Source organism: Streptomyces sp. NBC_01445, assembly GCF_035918235.1.
GTDB lineage: Bacteria > Actinomycetota > Actinomycetes > Streptomycetales > Streptomycetaceae > Streptomyces.
Window position 1 is genome coordinate 8,865,644 of sequence record NZ_CP109485.1, and the last position, 20,075, is coordinate 8,885,718.

A 20,075-nucleotide genomic window follows, 5' to 3' on the forward strand; every position below is an offset into this window, starting at 1 on the left:
GGCGCCCCCGGGTGCGACGCTGGTGGAATGCAGACACCACCGCTCGGCCGCGTCCTCGTCGTCGACGACGACCCGACCGTCGCCGAGGTCGTCGCGGGCTACCTGGACCGCGCGGGCTACGACGTCGACCGCGCGGCCGACGGCCCGGCCGCCCTCGACCGCGCCGACGTGCACGGGCCCGACCTGGTCGTCCTCGACCTGATGCTGCCCGGCATGGACGGCCTCGAGGTGTGCCGCAGGCTCCGGGCACGCGGCCCCGTCCCCGTGATCATGCTGACGGCGCGCGGCGACGAGGACGAGCGCATCCTCGGCCTCGAGGTCGGCGCGGACGACTACGTGACCAAGCCGTTCAGCCCGCGCGAGCTGGTCCTGCGTGTCGAGTCGGTGCTGCGCCGGGCCCGAGCGGCCACGGCACCCAAGCCGGCGGGACCGCTGCGCGCGGCCGCCCTCACCATCGACCCGGCGGCCCGTCGCGCCACCAAGTCGGGGGACGAACTCGCCCTGACGATAAGGGAGTTCGACCTCCTCGCCTTCTTCCTGCGCCACCCCGGCCGCGCCTTCTCCCGCGAGGAGCTCATGCAGCAGGTGTGGGGCTGGGACTTCGGCGACCTGTCGACCGTCACGGTCCACGTCCGCCGGCTGCGCGGCAAGATCGAGGACGACCCGGCGGCACCGCGCCTCATCCAGACGGTCTGGGGCGTCGGCTACCGCCTGGACCCGGGCGGCCCGCACGGCGACGCCGCGCAGCCCGACCGGGCACCGGCAGACGGGACCGAACCCCGTGCATGACATGCTCCTCATCGCCCTCTTCGCGTTTCTCGGCGCCGTCGGTGCGGGCCTCCTCGGCGCGCTCGCCCTGTTCGTGCTGCGCCGCCGCTCCCTGACCGTGTCGCTCACGGTCGTCGCCGCCGTCGCCGTGACGGCGATGCTCGCCGGAACGCTCGTCGTGGCCTGGGCGATGTTCCTGTCCCCGCACGACCTGTCCGTCGTGACGACCGTCGCCGCGATGGCCGCCACCGTGTCGCTTGCGACCGCGCTGCTCCTCGGCCGCTGGGTCGTGGCCCGCAGCAAGGCACTCACCCTCGCCGCCCGCTCCTTCGGTGACGGCGGCAGCTTCGCGGCGCCCCTCGCCCCCGCGACGGCGGAACTCGCCGCGCTCTCGAGGGAGCTGGAGGCCACCAGCGCCAAGCTGGCCGCGTCCAGAGACCGTGAGCGCGCCCTGGAGACCTCGCGCCGCGAGCTCGTCGCCTGGATCTCGCACGATCTGCGCACCCCGCTCGCCGGGCTCCGCGCGATGTCCGAGGCCCTGGAGGACGGCATGGCGGCCGACCCGGACCGCTATCTGCGCCAGATCCGCACCGAGGTCGAGCGCATGAACGACATGGTGGGCGACCTCTTCGAACTGTCGCGCATCCACGCGGGGACCCTCGTCCTGAGCCCGTCCAGGGTCTCCCTCCACGACCTGGTGGGCGACGCGCTCGCGGGCGCCGACCCGCTCGCCCGCGAACACGGCGTCCGCCTCGTCGGCGACCGCATCGACAAGATCCCCGTCGAGGTCGACGGCAAGGAGATGAGCCGCGTCCTCGGCAACCTCCTCGTCAACGCGATCCGTCGCACCCCGGCGGACGGCACGGTCGCCGTGGCGGCGGCCGGCTCGACGGACGGCGTGGTCCTCACGGTCACGGACGGCTGCGGCGGCATCCCTGAGCAGGATCTGCCCCGCGTCTTCGACACGGGGTGGCGCGGCAGCCACGCCCGTACACCTCCGTCGGGCGCGGGCCTCGGGCTCGCCATCGTCAGAGGAATCGTCGAGGCCCACAGGGGCAGCGCCGCCGTGCGCAATGTGGCGGGCGGCTGCTGCTTCGAGGTGACGCTCCCGGCGGCGGGGGTGTAGCCCGCAGGTGCCACGTCGCCGGGGCTGTCACCTCACTCACCTCACCCCAGCTCGGCCTTGGCGAACTCCGTCATCCCCTCCTCGAACCCCACCTCGGCGCGCCACCCCAGCTCGGCCCTGAGCCGGGCCGGGTCCGCTGTGATGTGCCGTACGTCGCCGAGCCGGTACTCGCCCGTCACGACAGGCATCGGCCCGCCGTACGCGGCGGCGAGGGCGTGGGCCATCTCGCCCACCGTGTGCGGGTCCCCGCTGCCCGTGTTGTACGCGACGCACGTGTCGGAGGGCCGGTCGCTCATCGTCTCGAGCGCGAGCGCGTTGGCCGCGGCCACGTCGTGCACGTGCACGAAGTCCCGCCGCTGGCGGCCGTCCTCGAAGACGCGCGGGGCCTCACCCCGGGCCAGAGCCGACCGGAAGAAGGACGCGACGCCCGCGTACGGGGTGTCGCGCGGCATCCCCGGCCCGTACACGTTGTGGTAGCGCAGCGACACCGCGCGGCCGCCGGTGGCCCGCGCCCAGGACGACGCCAGGTGTTCCTGGGTGAGCTTCGTCGTCGCGTACACGTTGCGGGGGTCCGTGGGGGCGTCCTCGCCGACGAGGCCGGGACTCAGCGCGGCGCCGCACCGTGGACACGCGGGCTCGAAGCGGCCGTCGCGCAGGTCGGCCTCGGCGCGCGGCCCCGGGCGTACGACTCCGTGGCGCTCGCACTCGTACCGCCCCTCCCCGTACACGACCATCGACCCGGCGAGCACCAGATCCCTCACCCCCGCCGAGGCCATCGCGGCGAGCAGCACGGCCGTGCCGAGGTCGTTGCGGGAGACGTAGTCGGGGGCGTCGGCGAAGTCCTTGCCGAGCCCGACCTTCGCCGCCTGATGACACACAGCGTCGATGCCGGCGAGGGCCGACTCCACGGCGGCGGGGTCGCGTACGTCCGCGACGACCCAAGGATGCGGTGCGTCCGGGCCGGGTGGCCGGACGTCGAGCACGACGACCTCATGTCCTCGCGCGGAGAGAGTGTCCACGACCGCTGACCCGATGAACCCGGCACCGCCGGTGACCAGTACACGCATGCCGCCCACGCTATGCGGGACGGGGCGCGGGGAGGGTTCTCCCCGCCGGTACGTCACGGCTCCGTAAGGCTTGTGCGAACGGAGTTCGGTATCGCGCGGCAGCTCGTACCCGACTAGCGTGAATCGGGGGAACCGGGACGAAACGCACCACCGTCGCCCGGAACATCTCACCCCCGGCACCACCACTCGGAAGAAGGGTTCGCGCCATGGCCGCACGACCGGAGGGCGCGCCCGTCTGGGCCGACGCCATGTTCCCCGATCTGGAGGCCGCCAAGCGCTTCTACGGCGAGCTCCTCGGCTGGACGTTCGAGGAGGGGCAGGAGGAGTACGGCAACTACACCCAGGCGAAGTCGGACGGCAAGCGGGTCGGCGCGCTCTCGCCGCAGATGCCGGGCATGGAGGGCACCCCGCCGGCCTGGAACCTGTACCTGGCCACGCCCGACGTCAACGCCACCGCGGCCCGCGTCAAGGAGGCCGGCGGCACCCTGCTGATGGAGCCCATGGAGGTCGGAGACTTCGGCACGATGGTCACCGTCCGGGACCCGGCCGGCGTCTTCTTCAGCCTCTGGCAGCCGGGCACGCACGACGGGTTCGAGAAGGTGGGAGAGCCCGGTGCGTACGCCTGGGCCGAGGTGACGACACGTGACACCGAGAAGACGGACGGATTCTTCGAGGCCGCCTTCCCGTACGAGGTCCGGAAGATGGCCGACGAGGACGTCGACTTCAACATCTGGCAGCTCGACGGACAGCCGCAGCTCGGCCGCTTCAAGATGACCGAGGACTTCCCGCCGCAGGTCCCGTCGTACGTCAACGTCTACTTCGCGGTCGACGACTGCGACGCGGCGGTCGCCACGGTGACCAGGCTCGGCGGAAAGCTCCACTACGGCCCGATGGACACCCCGTTCGGCCGGTTCGCGGCGGTGACGGACCCGCAGGGCGCCGCTTTCTCGGTGATCGACCTGAGCACGACCGAGGGCGAGATGCCCGACCTCACCTGAGGCGGGATCCGTCAGGGAATCGAGAAGCCGAGCGCGCCCGCGGCCAGTTCCGCGGTGGGCTGTGTCCAGCGCTCGGCCATCGCGTTCCGGGTGGACAGCGAGCGCAGCTCCGCCCGGTCGAGATAGAGCGTGCCGTGCAGATGGTCCGTCTCGTGCTGCACGATCCGGGCGGGCCACCCCGTGAACTCCTCGTCCACGGCGTGGCCCCGCTCGTCGAGCCCCCGCAGCCGCACGTGCTGATGCCGGGCGACCACGGCCTGGAGGCCGGGCACGCTCAGACAGCCCTCGAAGAACGCGGCGCGGTGGGCCCCCACGGGTTTGTACGACGGGTTGATCAGGACGCGGAACGGCTGCGGCACCCGGCCGCGCGCCTCCCGCACCTCGTCGGGGACCTCGGCCGCGTCCTCGATGACGGCGATCCGCAGCGGGACGCCGATCTGCGGTGCGGCGAGTCCGACGCCTGGGGCGGCGTGCATCGACGCGCGCATCGCGGCGATCAGGCGTTCCAGGAGCGCGGGCGCGAGCTGACCGTCGTAGGTCTGCGCGGGGGACCGCAGCACGGGGTCGCCCGCCTCCACGACCGGCAACGGGTGCTCGCCCGCGAGCAGTTCCTCGACGTGGTCACTCAGGGGTACGGGGGACATCGCGCCAGCATGCCAAGAAGGATCACGCGTCGGCAACGTCCACCGCGCCACGCGCATCGTTGCGGCCTCGTGAACATTTCCCCGGCGAGGGAATGAGACCGCGGTGACACGGGCTTTCATCAGAGGGCGGCCATGGTCGGCACGGCCGCTCCACCAGTCCGAACGTCCACCGCCGTCTCCTGGGAGCCCGCCGTATGTCCGTCCCGGCCGCCGCCACCGCCCACCCGCTCGACAACCCCGCGCACGCCTCCCTCACCGGCCCGCACGCGCACTTCGCCGAGTGGCGGGGCCGGATCGTGCGGTACCCCCTCGACGTGACGCCGTGGCTCGCGCTGCCGGACGAGCCCGGACCCGGGGACTGGGCGGATCTCGCGGCGCTCGCCGGGCCGGGCGAGACGGTCCCGCTACTGGGGATGCGCGCGGCGCCGCCCGAGGGCTGGGAACTCACGATGAGCATGGACGGCGTGCAGCTCGTCGACGACGGCGTGGCCGCGGAGCCGGACGCGGAGGCCGTGCTCCTCGGCGCGGCCGACGTGCCCGAGATGCTGGACCTCGTGGCGCGCACCCGGCCGGGCCCGTTCCTGCCCCGCACCGTCGAGCTCGGCACGTATCTCGGGATCCGCAGGCAGGGCGCGCTCGTGGCGATGGCGGGGGAGCGCCTGCACCCGCCGGGCTGGACGGAGATCAGCGCCGTCTGCACCGACCCGGACCACCGCGGCCAGGGGCTCGCGGCCCGCCTCGTCCTGGCCGTCGCGGCGGGGATCAAGGACCGCGGCGAGACCCCGTTCCTGCACACGGCGGCGGGCAACGCGAACGCCATCAGGCTCTACGAGTCCCTGGGCTTCCGGCTGCGGCGCACCACGAAGTTCATGACGGCCCGGGTCCCGGAGTTCGACCACGCCGCCGCCCGCTGAGCGCTGACGCGCGCGGTCCTCGGGGTGGCTCAGGCGTCTTCCCGGACCTGCGCGTTGTAGCGCAGGAGATAGTCCGCGAAGCGGACGAGATCCTCCTCGGGCCAGTCCCCCACCCGCTCCTGGAACGCCTGACGGCGGCTGACGGTGACCTGGGCGAGGATGTCGGCGCCCGCCTCGGTCGGATGGAGGACCTGGACGCGGTGGTCGTCCGGGTCCACCCGGCGCATCACGAGCCCGGCCCGCTCCAGCGCGGTCACCTGCCGGCTCACCGTCGACTTGTCGAGGGCGTAGTGCGTGGCGAGGTCCGTCGCCCGGCAGCCGCCCTTCTCGTCCAGGTGGCTGAGCAGGGTGTACGACACGAGGGACAGCTCGGGGTGCATCCGTCCGGCCATTGCTCTGGCGCGCCGCGCGAAGGACGTCATCTCGCGCTGAATGGTCTCGACTGCCGTCTCGCGGTCTGTCACGTGCTGTCCTTTCCCCGCTTCTCGTTGCATTCTACAACCGAGGGGTGGGGTGCGCCGCGGGCAGGCGGGTTCCCGTGCCCGGAGCTAGCCTCCTGAGCATGAGCGACCCCAGTGATGTGCCCGCCCGCTACACAGTTCTGGTCAAGCCCCAACTCGCCGACAAGGACGGACACCCCGTGCACGGCAACCCCCTGCGCGTGGTGTCCGTCGAGGCCACGGGGTCGTCCGGGGAGTCCGGCTATCCGCGCTTCGAGGGCGAAGGGGTGCAGGTGGAGATCGACCCGCTCACCCGCTCCGTCGAGGCCGTGACGGTGGACGGTGAGGAGCTGCCGTACGGGTGGGTGGCGGAGATCGCCGCGGACTGACCGGCTGCCCGGCCGGGCTTTGGCGGCGGGGTGCGTCGGCGCCGCGTCGACGTGGCGCAGCTCTCTTATGCAACTTGTTGCAAAAGCGAGCTGCCGTCGTCTACAACTGTGACGACGTTCGCCGCGCACGGAGGGCCACCATGAGCCGATACCCGCACCTGCTCACCCCGCTCGACCTCGGATTCACCACGCTGCCCAACCGGGTCCTGATGGGCTCCATGCACGTGGGGCTCGAGGAGGCGGAGAACGGCTTCGCGCGCATGGCGGAGTTCTACGCCACCCGCGCCCGCGGCGGCGTCGGCCTCATGGTCACCGGCGGCATCGCCCCCAACGAGGCCGGACGCCCCTGGGCCGGCGGCGCGAAGCTGACCACCGAGGCGGAGGCCGACGAGCACCGTCAGGTCACCGACGCGGTGCACGCGGCGGGTGGGAAGATCGCGATGCAGATCCTCCACTTCGGCCGCTACGCCTACCACGAGGACCTCGTCGCCCCCAGCCCGCTCCAGGCGCCGATCAGCCCCTTCCCGCCGCACGAGCTCACCGACGCCGAGGTCGAGCAGACCGTCGAGGACTTCGCGCGCGCCGCCGAACTCGCGCAGCGCGCGGGCTACGACGGCGTGGAGATCATGGGCTCCGAGGGCTACCTCATCAACGAGTTCATCGTCGCCGCCACGAACCAGCGCGCCGATCGCTGGGGCGGCTCGTACGAGAATCGCATCCGCTTCCCCGTCGAGATCGTCCGCCGTGTCCGCGAGCGCGTCGGCACGGACTTCATCCTCATCTACCGGCTCTCGATGATCGACCTCGTGCCCGGCGGCTCCACCCTCGAAGAGGTCGTGCAGCTCGCCAAGGAGATCGAGGCGGCCGGCGCCACCATCATCAACACCGGCATCGGCTGGCACGAGGCCCGCATCCCGACCATCGCCACCTCGGTGCCGCGCGGCGCGTACACCTTCGTCACCAAGAAGGTCATGGGCGAGGTCTCCATCCCGCTCGTCACCACGAACCGCATCAACACCCCTGAGATCGCCGAGGAGTTGCTCGCCGACGGCTGCGCCGACATGGTGTCCCTGGCGCGGCCCCTGCTCGCCGACCCGGACTTCGTGGCGAAGGCCCAGGCCGAGCGCTCCGAGACCATCAACACCTGCATCGGCTGCAACCAGGCATGCCTGGACCACACGTTCAGCGGCAAGATCACCTCCTGCCTCGTCAACCCGCGTGCCTGCCACGAGACCGAGCTGGTCCTCGCGCCGACCCGCCTGCGCAAGCGCGTCGCCGTCGTCGGCGCGGGCCCCGCCGGCCTCGCCTGCGCCGTCTCCGCCGCCGAACGCGGCCACGCCGTCACCCTCTTCGACGCCGCGTCCGAGGTCGGCGGTCAGCTCAACATCGCCCGCAAGGTACCCGGCAAGGAGGAGTTCGACGAGACCCTGCGCTACTACCGGGCGCAGCTCGAACTGCACGGCGTGGACGTCCGGTTGAACACCCCCGTCACCGCAGCCGACCTCACCCCGGACGCTTACGACGACGTGGTCGTCGCCACCGGCGTCACCCCGCGCACCCCCGAGATCGAGGGAATCGACCACCCCAGCGTCGTCGGCTACCTCGACGTCCTGCGTGACGGCGCGCCCGTCGGGGAGCGCGTCGCGATCGTCGGCGCGGGCGGCATCGGCTTCGACGTCGCCGAGTACCTCACCGACAGCGGCGACAAGGCGAGCCAGGACCCGGCGACGTACTTCCGGCAGTGGGGCGTCGACATGGACTACCAGGGCCGCGGCGGCCTCGCCAAGCCCGACCGGCCCGCCCCGCCGCGCGCCGTCCACCTCCTCCAGCGCAAGACCTCGAAGGTGGGCGCCGGACTCGGCAAGACCACCGGCTGGATCCACCGCACCGAACTGCGCCACCGCGGCGTCACCATGGTCGCGGGCGCCACGTACGACCGCATCGACGACGCGGGCCTGCACGTCACCGTCGACGGCAGCTCCACGGTCATCCCCGTCGACACCGTCGTCCTGTGCACCGGCCAGGACCCGCGCCGCGGCCTGTACGACGACCTGCTCGCCGCCGGCCGCGAGGCGCACCTGATCGGCGGCGCCGACGTGGCCGCCGAGCTGGACGCCAAGCGCGCCATCCGCCAGGGCACCGAGCTGGCCGCGGCGCTGTGAGACCGGCGGTCACGTGGCCGGGCCCGCCGGCCGCGTGACCGCCTCCGCATAAGGTGCAGCCATGTCACTCCCGCACGCGATCCTCACGGCCCTCCTGGAGAAGCCGTCGTCCGGCCTCGAACTGACGCGCCGCTTCGACAAGTCGATCGGCTACTTCTGGTCGGCCACGCACCAGCAGATCTACCGCGAGCTGGGCCGCCTGGAACGCGAGGGGTACATCAGGGCCCTGCCCGCGCCGACGCCCGCGCGCGGCCAGAAGAAGGAGTACGAGGTCCTGCCCGAGGGCCGCAGCGAACTGGCCCGCTGGACCGCCGCGAGCCAGGACCCGAAACCGCTGCGCGACCCGCTGCTCCTGCGCCTGCGCGCCGCCGCCGTCGTCGGCACGGACGGCATCGAGGCCGACCTGCGCCGCCATCTCGACCTGCACCGGCGGCAGTTGGCGGAGTACGAGGAGATCGAGAGGCGCGACTTCCCGCCCGGCCTCGACGCCGTCGAGGACCGGCTGCAGCACGTCGTGCTGCGCGCGGGCATCGACCTGGAGACGTTCTGGGCCGGCTGGCTCGAACAGACCCTGGAGGAACTCGGCCTCGACCCGTCCTAGGGCCTGTCGTCTAGACGAGCGTCGCCGCCTCCGGGTCCCAGTCGGCCGGTACGGGCGGCGGCGCCGTGGGACAGGTGGCGACGTGGGTGAACTCGGCGTGTTCGGCCGAGCGCGTGATCGCCGTCATCGTCTGCAGGACGTGCAGGGCCAGCGTCCCCGACGCACGCGGCGCACCGCCCCGGCGGATCGCGCGCGCCAGGTCGAGCACGCCGAGCCCCCGCCCGTCGGTGCGCCCCGCGACCGGCAGCTCGCGCCAGTCGTCCGCCCCGTTGGCCCGCACCTTCAGCGGCCCGCGGAAGGTGTTGGGGTCCGGCACCGCGAGGACGCCCTCCGTGCCGGTGACCTCGAACTGGATGCGCGGCAGCGCCGAGTCGAAGCTGAACACCGACGTCGCCCGCACCCCCGACGCGAACTCGACGAGCGCCGACACATGCGTCGGCACCGCCACCGGGAACACCTGCCCCGCTTTGGGCCCCGACCCGACGACGCGCTCCTCGCGCGCGCGTGCCGCCGAGGCCGCCACCCGTGACACCCCGCCGAACAGCGCTACCAGCGAGGTCAGATAGTAGGGCCCGAGGTCGAAGAGCGGGCCCGCGCCCGGCTGGTAGAAGAATGCCGGATCGGGGTGCCACCGCTCCGGTCCGAGGCCCTGCACCGCGGTCGTCGCCGCCACCGGTTCACCGATGTGCCCGGCCCCGACCGCCCGCAGCGCCGACTGGAGCCCCGCGCCGAGGAACGTGTCCGGCGCGTTCCCCACGAGCAGCCCCCGCTCCGTCGCCTCGGCGAGCACCTTCTCCGCCTCGCCGGGGGCCAGGGCGATCGGCTTCTCGCCGTACACGTGCTTACCGGCCCGCAGTGCCCGTGTCGCGACCTGCGCGTGGGCGGCCGGCACGGTGAGGTTCACGACGAGCTCGACCTCGGGAACGGCGAGCACCGTCGCCACATCGCCGGCGACCGGTACGCCGTGCTCGCGCGCGACGGCCGTGGCGCGGTCCGCGTCGAGGTCGGCAACGCCCACCACGCGCAGATCGGGAAAGGCGGACAGCGTCCGCAGATACTGCTTGCTGATGACGCCCGCTCCGACGACGGCGACACCGACCGGCCCCGAACTCACACTGCCCCCAAGGCGGATGCGTGGATGGTGCGGCCGCTCCCGCGCGGCTGCGGAGACGGTAGGACGCTTCGAGGGGAGCGGACAAGGGCGCGTCCCGGGCCTGGACACAGAGATGCCACGGACCCAGATCCGGTGGTGTGCCCCACGCCTGCGCAGGAACCGGGCGCTGCCGCCGACTCCCGCGGCCATGAGAACCCTGCTCAGGACCCGGTGGTGACGCTCCGTTCGGCGGAGTAGGCGCCCCACGTCCCGTCGGGCAGCTGGGCGCGGATCCGCACCCGGTGCCGGACGCCGGCCTCCTTGCCCACGTAGAAACTGTTCCGCGCCGTGCCCTTGGGCGGGGCGTCGCCCCAGACGAGCGTGGTCGCCTGCCTGCCGTCGAGATAGATGCGGTACGCGGGTACGGTGCCGCCCGTGCGCGGCGGCGTCCACGACAGGTCGATGTAGTACGCCCCGCCGGCCCGGCGGGACGCGGCGCGGAAGTCGGTGGGCGCGGAGCCGGGACCCTCGTCGGAGCCCTTCGCGGTAGTGAGCCTCAGGGCCGGGCCCGCGGGTGAGGTGTTGTCGGCGGCGTCGCGCGCCTTCACGGTGAACGCGTAGGCGGTGCCCGGCCGCAGCCCGGTGATCAGCGCCCGGGTCTCGCCCCCGCCGACGCTGTGGATCTTTGAGGCGCCCTGGTAGATGTCGTACGAGACGACGCCCTTGTCGTCCTTCGACGCACCCCACGACAGCGACGCCGCGCGGCCGCCGTCCGCCCGGCCGCGCAGCGCTCCCGGCCGGGTCGGAGCCGACCGGTCCTCGGCCACGGCGGCCGGGGTGGTGACCGGCACCTTCGCGCTGAGCGGCCCAAGCGTGCCATCGGCGTCCTCGGCCCGGACGGAGAAGGCGTACGCGGATTGCGGGCGCAGCCCGACGACGTCCACCATGTGCTGTTCGCCCCCCACCTCCTTCACCTTGGTGGCGCCCCGATACACCGTGTAGCCCTTGATGTCGGCGTCGCCCTCGGGGCGGCTCCACATGACGTGCACGGAGGTGGCGCTCCCCGCCTGCGCCGTGACGCCGGCGGGGGCCGTGAGTGCGGGACCCTGCCGGGTGTCGTCGCCGAGCAGGCCGCACGAGGTGGCGAACAGGAGCGCGGCGGCGCCGGCCGCGTACGCCAGAGGAGTGCGTCCGGGGGTGCGTCGCACGGCGGGCCTTCCGTTCGGAAGCATTGGTACAGACCTGTATGCCACGAGTGACGGGGTCACATCAAGAGGTGGCGCGTCGCCCGCGTCGTGCACGTCCGGACCCGGAGCGGTGGACTGCATGGACTGGGCGAGGTACAGGCGAAGAAGCTCGTCGCCGCCAACTTGGCGAGGACCAGGGTGAGTTGGGTGACAGCAGGAACGCGGCGGGTCGGGGCGACGGACCAACGGCCGCCCCGGATCGCTCACCGGATTCCTCCGAGGATGCGCCGGCCTTTGGGCCGGGGAGGTATCGGATTCCTGGGGAGCAGGGCAGAGAAGGCCGGATCGTCGTCGGGGCGATCCGGCGTCCACCCCGCGTGATGATGAGGACCCCCACCGAGACCGGTTGTGCTCAACTGTCAGTCCTCCCATATAGGTTGTGTTTCATGACGACCGGAGCGTTGACGGCAGGTGGCGGGCATGCCCGCTACACTTTCCGGCTGCGTCTGTCGTCCACGGCCATCCGCGCGCTGGAAGCGGAATGGGCGCGCTGCCGCTGGGTGTGGAACGAGTCGGTGGCCAAGTCGAAGGCCGTGCATCTGCACAACAAGGCCACCGGCGAGAAGACACCGTGTGGCCCGGCGCAGCTCGACAAGATGCTGACCGCGGCCCGTACCGCGAACGCGTGGCTGCGTGAGGGCTCCAGCGTGGTGCAGCAGCAGTTGATACGGGACTCCGCGAAGTCCCGCGCGAAGGCACTGAAAGACATCAAGGCCCGGTTGCCGATGCGGCAGCGGGCCGGTATGCCGAAGTACAAGAAGAAGCATCAGGTCGACCCGAGCCTGAACTACACCCAGCGCGGTTTCCGGGTGAAAGACGGCCGTCTGCATCTGGCCGGCGGCATCGCGGCGACGGTCGTGTGGTCGCGTGAGCTGCCCGAGCCGCCGTCCAGCGTGCGCGTCTACCGCGACAGTCTCGGCCACTGGTACGCCTCGTTCGTTGTCGCCACCAGCACCCAGGCGCTTGTCGAAACCGGCTGCGTGATCGGCATCGACTGGGGTGTGAAGGAGACCGCGACCACCACATCCGACGACTACGACCTTCCCCATCCCGAGCATGGCCACAAGGCCGCGCAGCGCCTCGCCCGCTACCAGCGGATGATGGCCCGCAGGAAGCCGAAGAAGGGCCAGCCCGGTTCGAACGGCTACAAGGGCGCCAAGAAGCAGGCGGCGAAGCTCCACAAGAAGGTGGCCCGGCAGCGCCAGGACACCGTCCGCAAGTGGGCCAAGCGTGTAGTCCGCGACCACGACGCCTTGGCGGTAGAGGACTTCCGCCCGAAGTTCCTGGCGAAGTCGACGATGGCCCGCAAGGCCGCCGACGCAGCGATCAGCGCGACCAAGAGCGCCCTGGTCGAGATGGCCCGTAAACACGGCCGCGCCGTGCACCTCGTCAACCCCGCGCACACCACCATGGACTGTGCGCACTGCGATGCGAGAGCCAAGCATCGCCTGCCTCTCTCCGAGAGAACGTATACGTGCACCGCGTGCGGAACCGTGTCCCCCAGGGACAAGAACTCCGCCCGCGTGATGCTCGTCCGGGCTGGTCTCAACCCGGCTAGTGCTGATCTTGTAAGCCCTGCCACCTGCTAGGTGCCAGGCAAGGTGAACTAGAAATCCCCCTGCTTCAGCGAGGGAGGACGTCAAACCTTCCGGTACGTGTACGCCTCGACGGCCGCCGCCTCGACCGCGTCCAGATCCGCCCCCGCCGACGCCGTGACCACCGCGGCCACGGCCCCCTCGACGAAGGGGGCGTCCACCAGGCGTGCCCCGTCCGGGAGTTCATCGCCCTCGGCCAGCAGCGCCTTCACGGTGAGCACCGCGCTGCCCAGATCGGTGAGCACTGCGATGCCCGCGCCACGGTCAACTGACCGCGCGGCCCCGGAGATCAGCTCGGCGCTGGTGCCGAGCCCGCCGTCCTCGGTGCCGCCCGCCGGTGCCACGGGGACGTCCGTGCCGCCGCCCGCGAGCCCCTTCGCAAGCTCCGCCACCGACTCGGCGACGGCGCGGCTGTGCGACACGAGCACGATCCCGACGGCCTTCTCCTGACCACTGCCCCCGCTGCCCACGCCCCCCGGCTCACTCATCGCGGGCCGCCTCGACCAGGGCCCCGATCAGCAGTGCCGACGACGTGGCGCCCGGGTCCTGATGCCCGATGCTGCGCTCACCCAGATAGCTTGCCCGCCCCTTGCGCGCCTGCATCGGCGTCGTCGCGAGCGCGCCCTGCTCGGCGGCGGTGGCGGCCGCGTCGAAGGAGGTGTTGAGCGCGTCGACCGCGGGGACCAGCGCGTCGATCATGGTCTTGTCGCCCGGCGCCGCCCCGCCCAGCGTCATGACGGCGTCCACGCCGGCCCGCAGCGCCGCCGCGAACTCCGCCTCACTCACCTCGGGGGTGTCCCCGAGCTCCTTGCCCGTACGGCGCAGGAGCGTCCCGTACAGCGGGCCCGACGCGCCGCCCACCGTCGAGATCAGCTGACGCCCGGCGAGGGTGAGCACACCGCCTGGGGTGGCCGGTGCCTCCTTCTCCAGGACCGCGCTCACGGCGACGAAGCCGCGCTGCAGATTGCTGCCGTGGTCGGCGTCGCCGATCGGCGAGTCGAGTTCGGTGAGCCGGGCCGCCTCCCGGTCGACGGCCGCGGTGGCCACGTTGAGCCAGCGTCGGAAGAAATCGGCGTCGAGCACGTCATCTCCTTGCGTGGTGGTGATGGTTCGGACGACAGGCTGCCTCACATGCCCCAGCGCAGGCCCGCCGTGCTCACGGGCGCGTCCCACAGGCGCAGCATTTCCTCGTCGACCTGGCACAGGGTGACGGAAGCACCGGCCATGTCGAGCGACGTGACGTAGTTCCCGACGAGCGTGCGCGCCACCGGCACACCGCGTTCGGTCAGCACGCGCTGGACCTCGGCGTTGAACCCGTACAGCTCGAGCAGCGGGGTCGCGCCCATGCCGTTGACGAGGACAAGTACCGGGTCGCTCGGCTGCAGGTCTTCGAGAACGGCGTCCACGGAGAAGTCGGCGATCTCGCCGGACGTCATCATGGCGCGCCGCTCGCGGCCCGGCTCACCGTGGATGCCGACACCCAACTCCAGCTCGCCGGACGGCAGATCGAAGGTCGGGCTGCCCTTGGCGGGCGTGGCGCACGCGCTCAGGGCCACGCCGAAGCTGCGCGCATTCGCGTTGACCTGGCGTGCGATCGCCTCCACGCGCTCCAGCGGCTGTCCCTCCTCGGCAGCCGCGCCCGCGATCTTCTCGACGAACAGGGTCGCGCCCGTGCCGCGCCGGCCCGCGGTGTACAGGCTGTCGGTGACGGCCACGTCGTCGTTGACGAGGACCTTGGCGACCTGGATCCCCTCGTCCTCGGCGAGTTCCGCGGCCATGTCGAAGTTCAGCACGTCACCCGTGTAGTTCTTCACAACGAAGAGCACCCCGGCGCCGCTGTCCACGGCAGCCGCGGCCCGCACCATCTGGTCGGGCACCGGCGACGTGAACACCTCGCCGGGACAGGCGGCTGACAGCATCCCGTGCCCCACGAACCCCCCGTGCAAGGGCTCGTGCCCCGACCCGCCACCGGAGACGATCGCGACCTTCCCCTCGACGGGAGCGTCCCGGCGCGCGATCACCCGGTTCTCGACGTCGACGAGCAGCTCCGGATGGGCCGCGGCCATTCCCCGCAACGCGTCGGCGACCACGGTCTCGGCCACGTTGATGAGCATCTTCATGGGTACCTCCAAGTGAGCGAAGCATCTGGGCCTCTGGCCAGTGTTTTTCCCTGGTCAAAGCGGGTTTGGAAGGTTTTCGATCTTGGCGGTCCGTGGCGGCTGGGAGCGGGTTCTGGCGGGGCTGTTGCTGACCTGTTGCTGACTTTACTGACGGAGTATCAGGTGGGCGTGTAGTTGCGGACCGGCGCTCCCAACCGCTCACTCACGGCAGTATCGGCTCTCGCGGAGCCCTGGTCACGTGTGCGGCGTGGGTGGTTGGCAGAAGGTGTTGTCGCGGAGCATGGCGAAGAGGACTTCGGCTCGGCGCCGTGCGCGGCAGAGGATGGCCTGGGGTGTGGTGTTTTCCCTGGGTGATCTTCAAGCCCAGGATCTAATGCTTAGTTATCTCCGCAGGTCAGAGGCATGTTGGAGCCGCTCGGGTCAGCAACGGTCAGCATCGGGCGGGAAGGCGTCCCGGCTTCTGACTTGGTGTCCGCCGTGGCGGGACCGGAGCGCAGGCCCCGAGCCTGACGCTGGGGCGCCCTGACGAGCGTGGGGGGCCGCTATGCCTCGCCGTCCGGCCAGGCCTTCAGCTCGGTCCATGTGGCGTCGGCGTCCTGCTCCGCCAGTGCGATGCGGGCGCTCGCAATGGCGCTGCAGCTGCCGATCCACGATCGGAACTTGCGCTCCGCCGTTGTGAGGTTTGACCACCGGCCATCCATGACCGTGCGGTCCGCGGTCGTCGTGAGCGTGAGGCGGTAACGGTGGTCATTCACGGGCGCACTCTGCCTCGGCGAGTGGGGCTGTGAGGAGCGCGGCCTGGATGCCGGCCTGCCGTACCGCGTCGCGAAGGCTGGCCAGCGGCTGAGACTCGGGTGCGCGCGTTGCGTCTGTCTTGGTGGTGGCGATCATGTGGGGCGTGCACGTGTCGATCCAGCGCGAGCCAGCTCCGGGGACGTCGACGATGCGGGTGGCCGTTGCGGGCCGGCCGCAGGCGACGCACGGCTGAGGGGTGCGGCCGATCCGGGCGACCTCCTCATCCGCGTGGAGGCAGGTGGTGATGCCAATGCTCACGACCCTCGGGTGGGAGAACCCCATGGCGCACCGGTCACGTTCTATGGGGTCGCCGTGCACCCGGGAGGACGCGGAACTTGTACCGTCAGCGTCAGTGAGGCAGCACGACTCCGACCTGTCCCCGGATGTCCTGCATGATCTCGTCGACGCTCAAGGTGATGTTCACGCTCGCTGCCATGCTGAGAAACATGACGGCGGACACGATGTGTGCCAGCGTCGCGGCATCGCCCTCGCCGACTCGCGCGCCTCGGCGCAGCGCGGCGGCGACGGCCTCCTCGGTCTGCGCGGTGATGGTGAGAGCTTCGCGATGACGAGGTTCCTCGGGGTCACCGAAGACCATCTCTCGCAGGTAGGTGCGCCCGTTGTCGATCTGCTTGCGGTTGCATTCCACGATCGGCCGGACGATCGCCAGTACCGCTTCCAGCACGTCGGGGATGCTCTCGGCATCCGCCCGGCCCCGCTCGAGCGCTTCGACATAGAGGGAGTTCTGCACGAGCAGGAGGAGCTCGCCCTTGGTCTTGGCGTAGAGGAACAGCGTCCCGGTACCGATGTCGGCCCTATCGGCGATCTGCTGGGTCGTGACCTCGTCGACGCCGTGTTCGGCGAACAGTTCGCGGGCGGCGGCGGTGATGCGGTCCAGCTTCTGCTGCTTGTTGCGCTCACGCCGACCGACCGACTGGGAAGCGAGTGGCATGCGGATCGCCCTTCGGGGAATGATTCCTGACTGTGCTCAGTTATGAGTGGAGTCGCTACTGGTGCGGTTCAGGTATGTACTCCAGTCATCTTCCCATGACGATGCCCGGCCGTCAGCGACGCTGACAACCGATCGACGTAAAGGACCACGCACCTCATGACCACGTCTTCTTCCCTCTGGCAGCCGTTCACGCTCGGCCGCGTCGAGCTTCCCCACCGACTGGCGCTGTCGCCGCTGACCCGCAGCCGGGCGAACGCGGATGGCACCCCGGGCCCGCTGGCGGCGACCTACTACGGTCAGCGCGCCTCCCTCGGGCTGCTCATCACCGAGGGTACGCAGCCTTCGGACGACGGTCAGGGCTACCCGAACACGCCGGGCATTTACACCCCCGAGCACATCGAGGGCTGGCGCAAGGTCGCCGACGCGGTGCACGCGGGCGGTGGGGCGCTGTTCATCCAACTGATGCACGTCGGGCGCATGTCCCACCCCGACAACACCCCGCATCACCGTCAGTCGGTCGCACCGTCGGCGATCTCCGCCGACGACGACATCTTCACCGCGACGGGGCTGCAGAAGACGCCGGCGCCGCGCGAGATGACCGTCCAGGACATCCAGGCCACGATCGCCGAATTCCGGCACGCCGCCGCCTCGGCGATCGCCGCCGGCGCGGACGGGGTGGAGATCCACGGCGCGAACGGCTACCTGCTGCACCAGTTCCTCTCCCCGAACGCCAACCACCGCACCGACTCGTACGGCGGCTCCGTGGGGAACCGGTCCCGGTTCGTTATCGAGGTCGCCCGGGCGGTGGCCGAGGAGATCGGCGCGGACCGGGTCGGCATCCGCATTTCCCCCGCTGTGCCGCTCGGCGGTATCGACGAGGGTGACACAGACAGCGTCCGCGCCCAGTACCGGCACCTGGTCGGCGAGCTGGCACCCCTGAACCTTGCCTACCTGCACGTCCACCATCTCGGAGATGACGAGCTGCTGCGCTCCTTCCGCGAGGTGTGGCCGACCTCCGTGCTCGTGGTGCGCTTGGGGCGCACCCGCGAGCAGATCGCCGACGACATCGACGCGGGCCTGGCCGACATCGCCCCGCTGGGGCGGTTCGCGCTGGCCAACCCCGACATCGTTGAGCGCCTGCGTACCGACGCTCCGTTGAACGAGGTGGACCCGGCCACCCTGTACGGCGGCGGCGAGGCCGGATACACCGACTACCCGACCCTCGCACACGCCTGACCGTCTGAACGGTGAGCCGCCTGCCCCAGTCCCGCCCCACCCGGGGCGGGCGGCTCGCACCCTCAACCAGGCCATCTGCGCCGGCTGGCGCCCAAACCCAGAACAGGAAGAAGCAGAACATGCCCTCACTCAACGGAGCCGTAGTCCTCGTCACCGGAGCAAACGGTGGCATCGGCACCCACTTCGTCCGGGCGGCTCTCGACCGCGGCGCCACGAAGGTCTATGCCACTGCCCGCAACCCCCAGGCATGGGACGACGAGCGCATCGTGCCCCTTGCCCTGGATGTCACCGATCCCGCTTCCATTCAGGCCGCGGTCGAGGCCGCACCGGATGTGACCGTGCTGATCAACAACGCCGGCGCGTCCGTGTCCAGCGCTGGCATCCTCACCCACACCGACGACGAGATCCGCCGGAACGTCGAGACCAACTTCCTCGGCCCCCTCTTCCTCGCCCGCGCCTTTGCGCCGATCCTGTCCACCAAGGACAAGTCGGTCATCATCGACATCCACTCCGCGCTGAGCTGGTGGGCCGTCGCTGGCATCTATAGCGCCACCAAGGCAGCGCTCTGGTCAGCGACGAATTCGCTGCGCCTGGAACTCGCCCCTGAAGGCGTGCACGTCGTCGGCGTCCACGTCGGCTACGTCGACACCCCGATGGCCGCGCACGCCACCGACCCGAAGACACAGCCGGCGGACCTTGTCCGCATTGTGTTCGATGCCGTCGAGGCCGGCGAGCACGAGGTCCTGGCCGATGAGGCGTCCGTGCAACTCAAGGCGGCACTCAGCGCTCCTCTTGATGCGGTCTACCCGCAGCTGAAGGCTGCGAACGCCTGACCTGGCCACATGGCGGCGCCGCGGGCATGACGAACGAGCGTGACCGCGGCACCGCCGGCCCACATTGAGACCGCATCCGCCCAAGCGAAGCGGGACAGGGGCACCGCGCAGACAGGCCTTTGGGAACGCACCCGCTTCGCGATCTGCACGCACCTGGAACGGGACCCTGCCGGCCCGCGCGGCGCTCGCCCGGCAGCTCGACATCACACCCGAGGACTACGACACGGCGCTGGCCGAGATCGCGGCGGCCTGTGGTCACAGCAGGGCGGCGGCGTGGAACAGGCGTAGTGGCAGGCGTTTTGATTCCCAGCGGCGGGCGGTGCCGGTCCGGGCGAGCATGGGCAAGGCCAGGCGCATGCCGTCGGCATTGGTGAACCGCAACTGGGCGCCGGGGCACGGGCGTTCCTCGCGCACGATCAGCCGGATCCCGGTCGGCCCAGCCCCTAAGGACATCGCCGGCCAGCTCAGCCACCCTTGCCCCGACGCAGCCTTCGCCGTCGAGGGTTCGACGGCCGGTGTCGACGCCGTGGATGGCGTCGATGGTGGTCATTCCGACCGAGTGGGCCAGCCATCGGCCCTACGTGGTCGGCCAGTTGAGGAACGCGCGGGTGCCACCCGCAGAGCCGGTCCGGATCAGGGTCTGTCGCCCGCGCCGGAACTTCTCTGGCAGCTGGGCCAGGGCCACGCGGGCAGTCTGGATGCGGTCGGCGGCGGTTTTGCTGCCCGTCTTGACCGGCCGTAGCAGGTCCGCCACTGCCCCCAGGCTCAGGCCCCACCTTGGTCGACGAAGGACTGAGAGCGGGTGGTCTCCATAGGCGCCTTCTTCCAGTCCGGGCGGCGTCTTCCTTGCCGGAGTGGGCAAGTACCGGCACTCCGCCGACGTCCACGATCACCTGCGGTCCCGCGTGTGGGGCGTCCGGCCCAGCCAACTGCATCCCGGTCGCGGGTTTCAGATCGGGCAGGTTGGATCGCGGTCACCGCCCGTGGGCCGACTGAGGCGAGTGCCATCAGGCGTGCGACGGTCGGGTCGTTGCCGACTGCCCCGAACAGCTCCGTGTTGGCCCGCAGCATCGCCATATCGGTCAGGCAATCCCC

Annotated in this window: 23 protein-coding genes and 1 pseudogene; 10 read left to right on the forward strand and 14 right to left on the reverse strand. The window is 71.2% G+C overall.

All coding sequences use genetic code 11. The features are described 5' to 3' along the window. The first annotated feature begins 27 nt into the window (after window positions 1–27). Entirely contained in the window at window positions 28–789 is a 762-nt protein-coding gene (locus OG574_RS40460; RefSeq protein WP_326777233.1) for a response regulator transcription factor, read from the forward strand. Further along, entirely contained in the window at window positions 782–1,894 is a 1,113-nt protein-coding gene (locus OG574_RS40465; protein WP_326777234.1) for a sensor histidine kinase, read from the forward strand. The genes OG574_RS40460 and OG574_RS40465 overlap by 8 nt, the downstream gene beginning before the upstream one ends. 41 nt (window positions 1,895–1,935) lie before the next feature. Here OG574_RS40465 and OG574_RS40470 read toward each other — a convergent pair whose 3' ends face one another. Continuing rightward, window positions 1,936–2,961 (reverse strand): NAD-dependent epimerase/dehydratase family protein, encoded by a 1,026-nt coding sequence (locus tag OG574_RS40470; protein ID WP_326777235.1) that lies wholly within the window; start codon window positions 2,959–2,961, stop codon window positions 1,936–1,938. 206 nt (window positions 2,962–3,167) lie between these two features. Here OG574_RS40470 and OG574_RS40475 point away from each other — a divergent pair, with 206 nt between their 5' ends. Further along, entirely contained in the window at window positions 3,168–3,959 is a 792-nt protein-coding gene (locus OG574_RS40475; protein ID WP_326777236.1) for a VOC family protein, read from the forward strand. 11 nt (window positions 3,960–3,970) lie between these two features. Here OG574_RS40475 and OG574_RS40480 read toward each other — a convergent pair whose 3' ends face one another. Next, window positions 3,971–4,603 carry a peptide deformylase gene (locus OG574_RS40480; protein ID WP_326777237.1) on the reverse strand — a complete coding sequence of 211 codons (633 nt, stop codon included), beginning with the start codon at window positions 4,601–4,603 and terminating at the stop codon, window positions 3,971–3,973. A gap of 194 nt (window positions 4,604–4,797) precedes the next feature. On the opposite strand from OG574_RS40480, the gene OG574_RS40485 reads away from it, so the two are divergent. Then, the gene (locus OG574_RS40485; RefSeq protein ID WP_326777238.1) at window positions 4,798–5,517 is read left to right on the forward strand and encodes a GNAT family N-acetyltransferase; all 720 of its coding nucleotides are present in this window, start codon (window positions 4,798–4,800) and stop codon (window positions 5,515–5,517) included. Between the two features lie 29 nt (window positions 5,518–5,546). Here the strand turns inward: OG574_RS40485 and OG574_RS40490 are convergent, their stop codons facing one another. Next, window positions 5,547–6,011, reverse strand: a complete 465-nt coding sequence (locus OG574_RS40490) for a MarR family winged helix-turn-helix transcriptional regulator (protein WP_398380280.1) — start codon at window positions 6,009–6,011, stop codon at window positions 5,547–5,549. 68 nt (window positions 6,012–6,079) lie between these two features. On the opposite strand from OG574_RS40490, the gene OG574_RS40495 reads away from it, so the two are divergent. From OG574_RS40495 to OG574_RS40505, 3 genes are all read left to right on the forward strand, one after another. Continuing rightward, on the forward strand, window positions 6,080–6,346 hold the full coding sequence (locus OG574_RS40495) for a hypothetical protein (RefSeq protein ID WP_326777240.1): 267 nt from the start codon (window positions 6,080–6,082) through the stop codon (window positions 6,344–6,346). Between the two features lie 140 nt (window positions 6,347–6,486). Further along, on the forward strand, window positions 6,487–8,508 hold the full coding sequence (locus OG574_RS40500) for an NADPH-dependent 2,4-dienoyl-CoA reductase (RefSeq protein WP_326777241.1): 2,022 nt from the start codon (window positions 6,487–6,489) through the stop codon (window positions 8,506–8,508). 61 nt (window positions 8,509–8,569) lie between these two features. Then, on the forward strand, window positions 8,570–9,109 hold the full coding sequence (locus OG574_RS40505) for a PadR family transcriptional regulator (RefSeq protein ID WP_326777242.1): 540 nt from the start codon (window positions 8,570–8,572) through the stop codon (window positions 9,107–9,109). A gap of 10 nt (window positions 9,110–9,119) precedes the next feature. On the opposite strand, the gene OG574_RS40510 is transcribed toward OG574_RS40505, so the two are convergent. Further along, on the reverse strand, window positions 9,120–10,223 hold the full coding sequence (locus OG574_RS40510) for a Gfo/Idh/MocA family protein (protein ID WP_326777243.1): 1,104 nt from the start codon (window positions 10,221–10,223) through the stop codon (window positions 9,120–9,122). A gap of 200 nt (window positions 10,224–10,423) precedes the next feature. Next, window positions 10,424–11,410, reverse strand: coding sequence for a fibronectin type III domain-containing protein (locus OG574_RS40515; protein WP_326777244.1), 987 nt, complete (start codon window positions 11,408–11,410; stop codon window positions 10,424–10,426). 425 nt (window positions 11,411–11,835) lie between these two features. Between OG574_RS40515 and OG574_RS40520 the strand changes: the two genes are divergently transcribed. Then, the gene (locus tag OG574_RS40520; RefSeq protein ID WP_326777245.1) at window positions 11,836–13,038 is read left to right on the forward strand and encodes an RNA-guided endonuclease InsQ/TnpB family protein; all 1,203 of its coding nucleotides are present in this window, start codon (window positions 11,836–11,838) and stop codon (window positions 13,036–13,038) included. Window positions 13,039–13,088: 50 nt separating this feature from the next. Here the strand turns inward: OG574_RS40520 and dhaM are convergent, their stop codons facing one another. From dhaM to OG574_RS40550, 7 genes and pseudogenes are all read right to left on the reverse strand, one after another. Next, a complete protein-coding gene (gene dhaM / locus OG574_RS40525) occupies window positions 13,089–13,532 on the reverse strand; it encodes a dihydroxyacetone kinase phosphoryl donor subunit DhaM (RefSeq protein WP_326777246.1) in 444 nt (147 codons plus the stop codon). Then, complete coding sequence (gene dhaL, locus OG574_RS40530; RefSeq protein WP_326777247.1) at window positions 13,525–14,127, reverse strand: dihydroxyacetone kinase subunit DhaL; 603 nt, start codon at window positions 14,125–14,127, stop codon at window positions 13,525–13,527. Before dhaL ends, dhaM begins: the two co-directional genes overlap by 8 nt. Window positions 14,128–14,171: 44 nt before the next feature. Continuing rightward, complete coding sequence (gene dhaK / locus OG574_RS40535; protein WP_326777248.1) at window positions 14,172–15,164, reverse strand: dihydroxyacetone kinase subunit DhaK; 993 nt, start codon at window positions 15,162–15,164, stop codon at window positions 14,172–14,174. 234 nt (window positions 15,165–15,398) lie between these two features. Next, window positions 15,399–15,522 (reverse strand): annotated as a pseudogene (locus OG574_RS52835) (IS110 family transposase); the annotation flags it as partial. A 184-nt stretch (window positions 15,523–15,706) separates the two neighbouring features. Continuing rightward, window positions 15,707–15,919: a hypothetical protein gene (locus tag OG574_RS40540; protein WP_326777249.1), complete on the reverse strand. Its 213-nt coding sequence runs from the start codon at window positions 15,917–15,919 to the stop codon at window positions 15,707–15,709. Next, complete coding sequence (locus OG574_RS40545; RefSeq protein ID WP_326777250.1) at window positions 15,912–16,217, reverse strand: hypothetical protein; 306 nt, start codon at window positions 16,215–16,217, stop codon at window positions 15,912–15,914. Before OG574_RS40545 ends, OG574_RS40540 begins: the two co-directional genes overlap by 8 nt. A 91-nt stretch (window positions 16,218–16,308) precedes the next feature. Then, window positions 16,309–16,911, reverse strand: a complete 603-nt coding sequence (locus OG574_RS40550; RefSeq protein ID WP_326777251.1) for a TetR/AcrR family transcriptional regulator — start codon at window positions 16,909–16,911, stop codon at window positions 16,309–16,311. Between the two features lie 156 nt (window positions 16,912–17,067). Between OG574_RS40550 and OG574_RS40555 the strand changes: the two genes are divergently transcribed. Continuing rightward, window positions 17,068–18,147, forward strand: a complete 1,080-nt coding sequence (locus OG574_RS40555) for an alkene reductase (RefSeq protein WP_326777252.1) — start codon at window positions 17,068–17,070, stop codon at window positions 18,145–18,147. Window positions 18,148–18,266: 119 nt separating this feature from the next. Further along, a complete protein-coding gene (locus OG574_RS40560; RefSeq protein ID WP_326778768.1) occupies window positions 18,267–18,980 on the forward strand; it encodes an SDR family oxidoreductase in 714 nt (237 codons plus the stop codon). Window positions 18,981–19,235: 255 nt separating this feature from the next. Here the strand turns inward: OG574_RS40560 and OG574_RS40565 are convergent, their stop codons facing one another. After that, complete coding sequence (locus OG574_RS40565) at window positions 19,236–19,433, reverse strand: hypothetical protein (RefSeq protein ID WP_326777253.1); 198 nt, start codon at window positions 19,431–19,433, stop codon at window positions 19,236–19,238. Window positions 19,434–19,557: 124 nt separating this feature from the next. Beyond that, window positions 19,558–19,734 carry a hypothetical protein gene (locus OG574_RS40570; RefSeq protein ID WP_326777254.1) on the reverse strand — a complete coding sequence of 59 codons (177 nt, stop codon included), beginning with the start codon at window positions 19,732–19,734 and terminating at the stop codon, window positions 19,558–19,560. Window positions 19,735–20,075 lie beyond the last annotated feature (341 nt).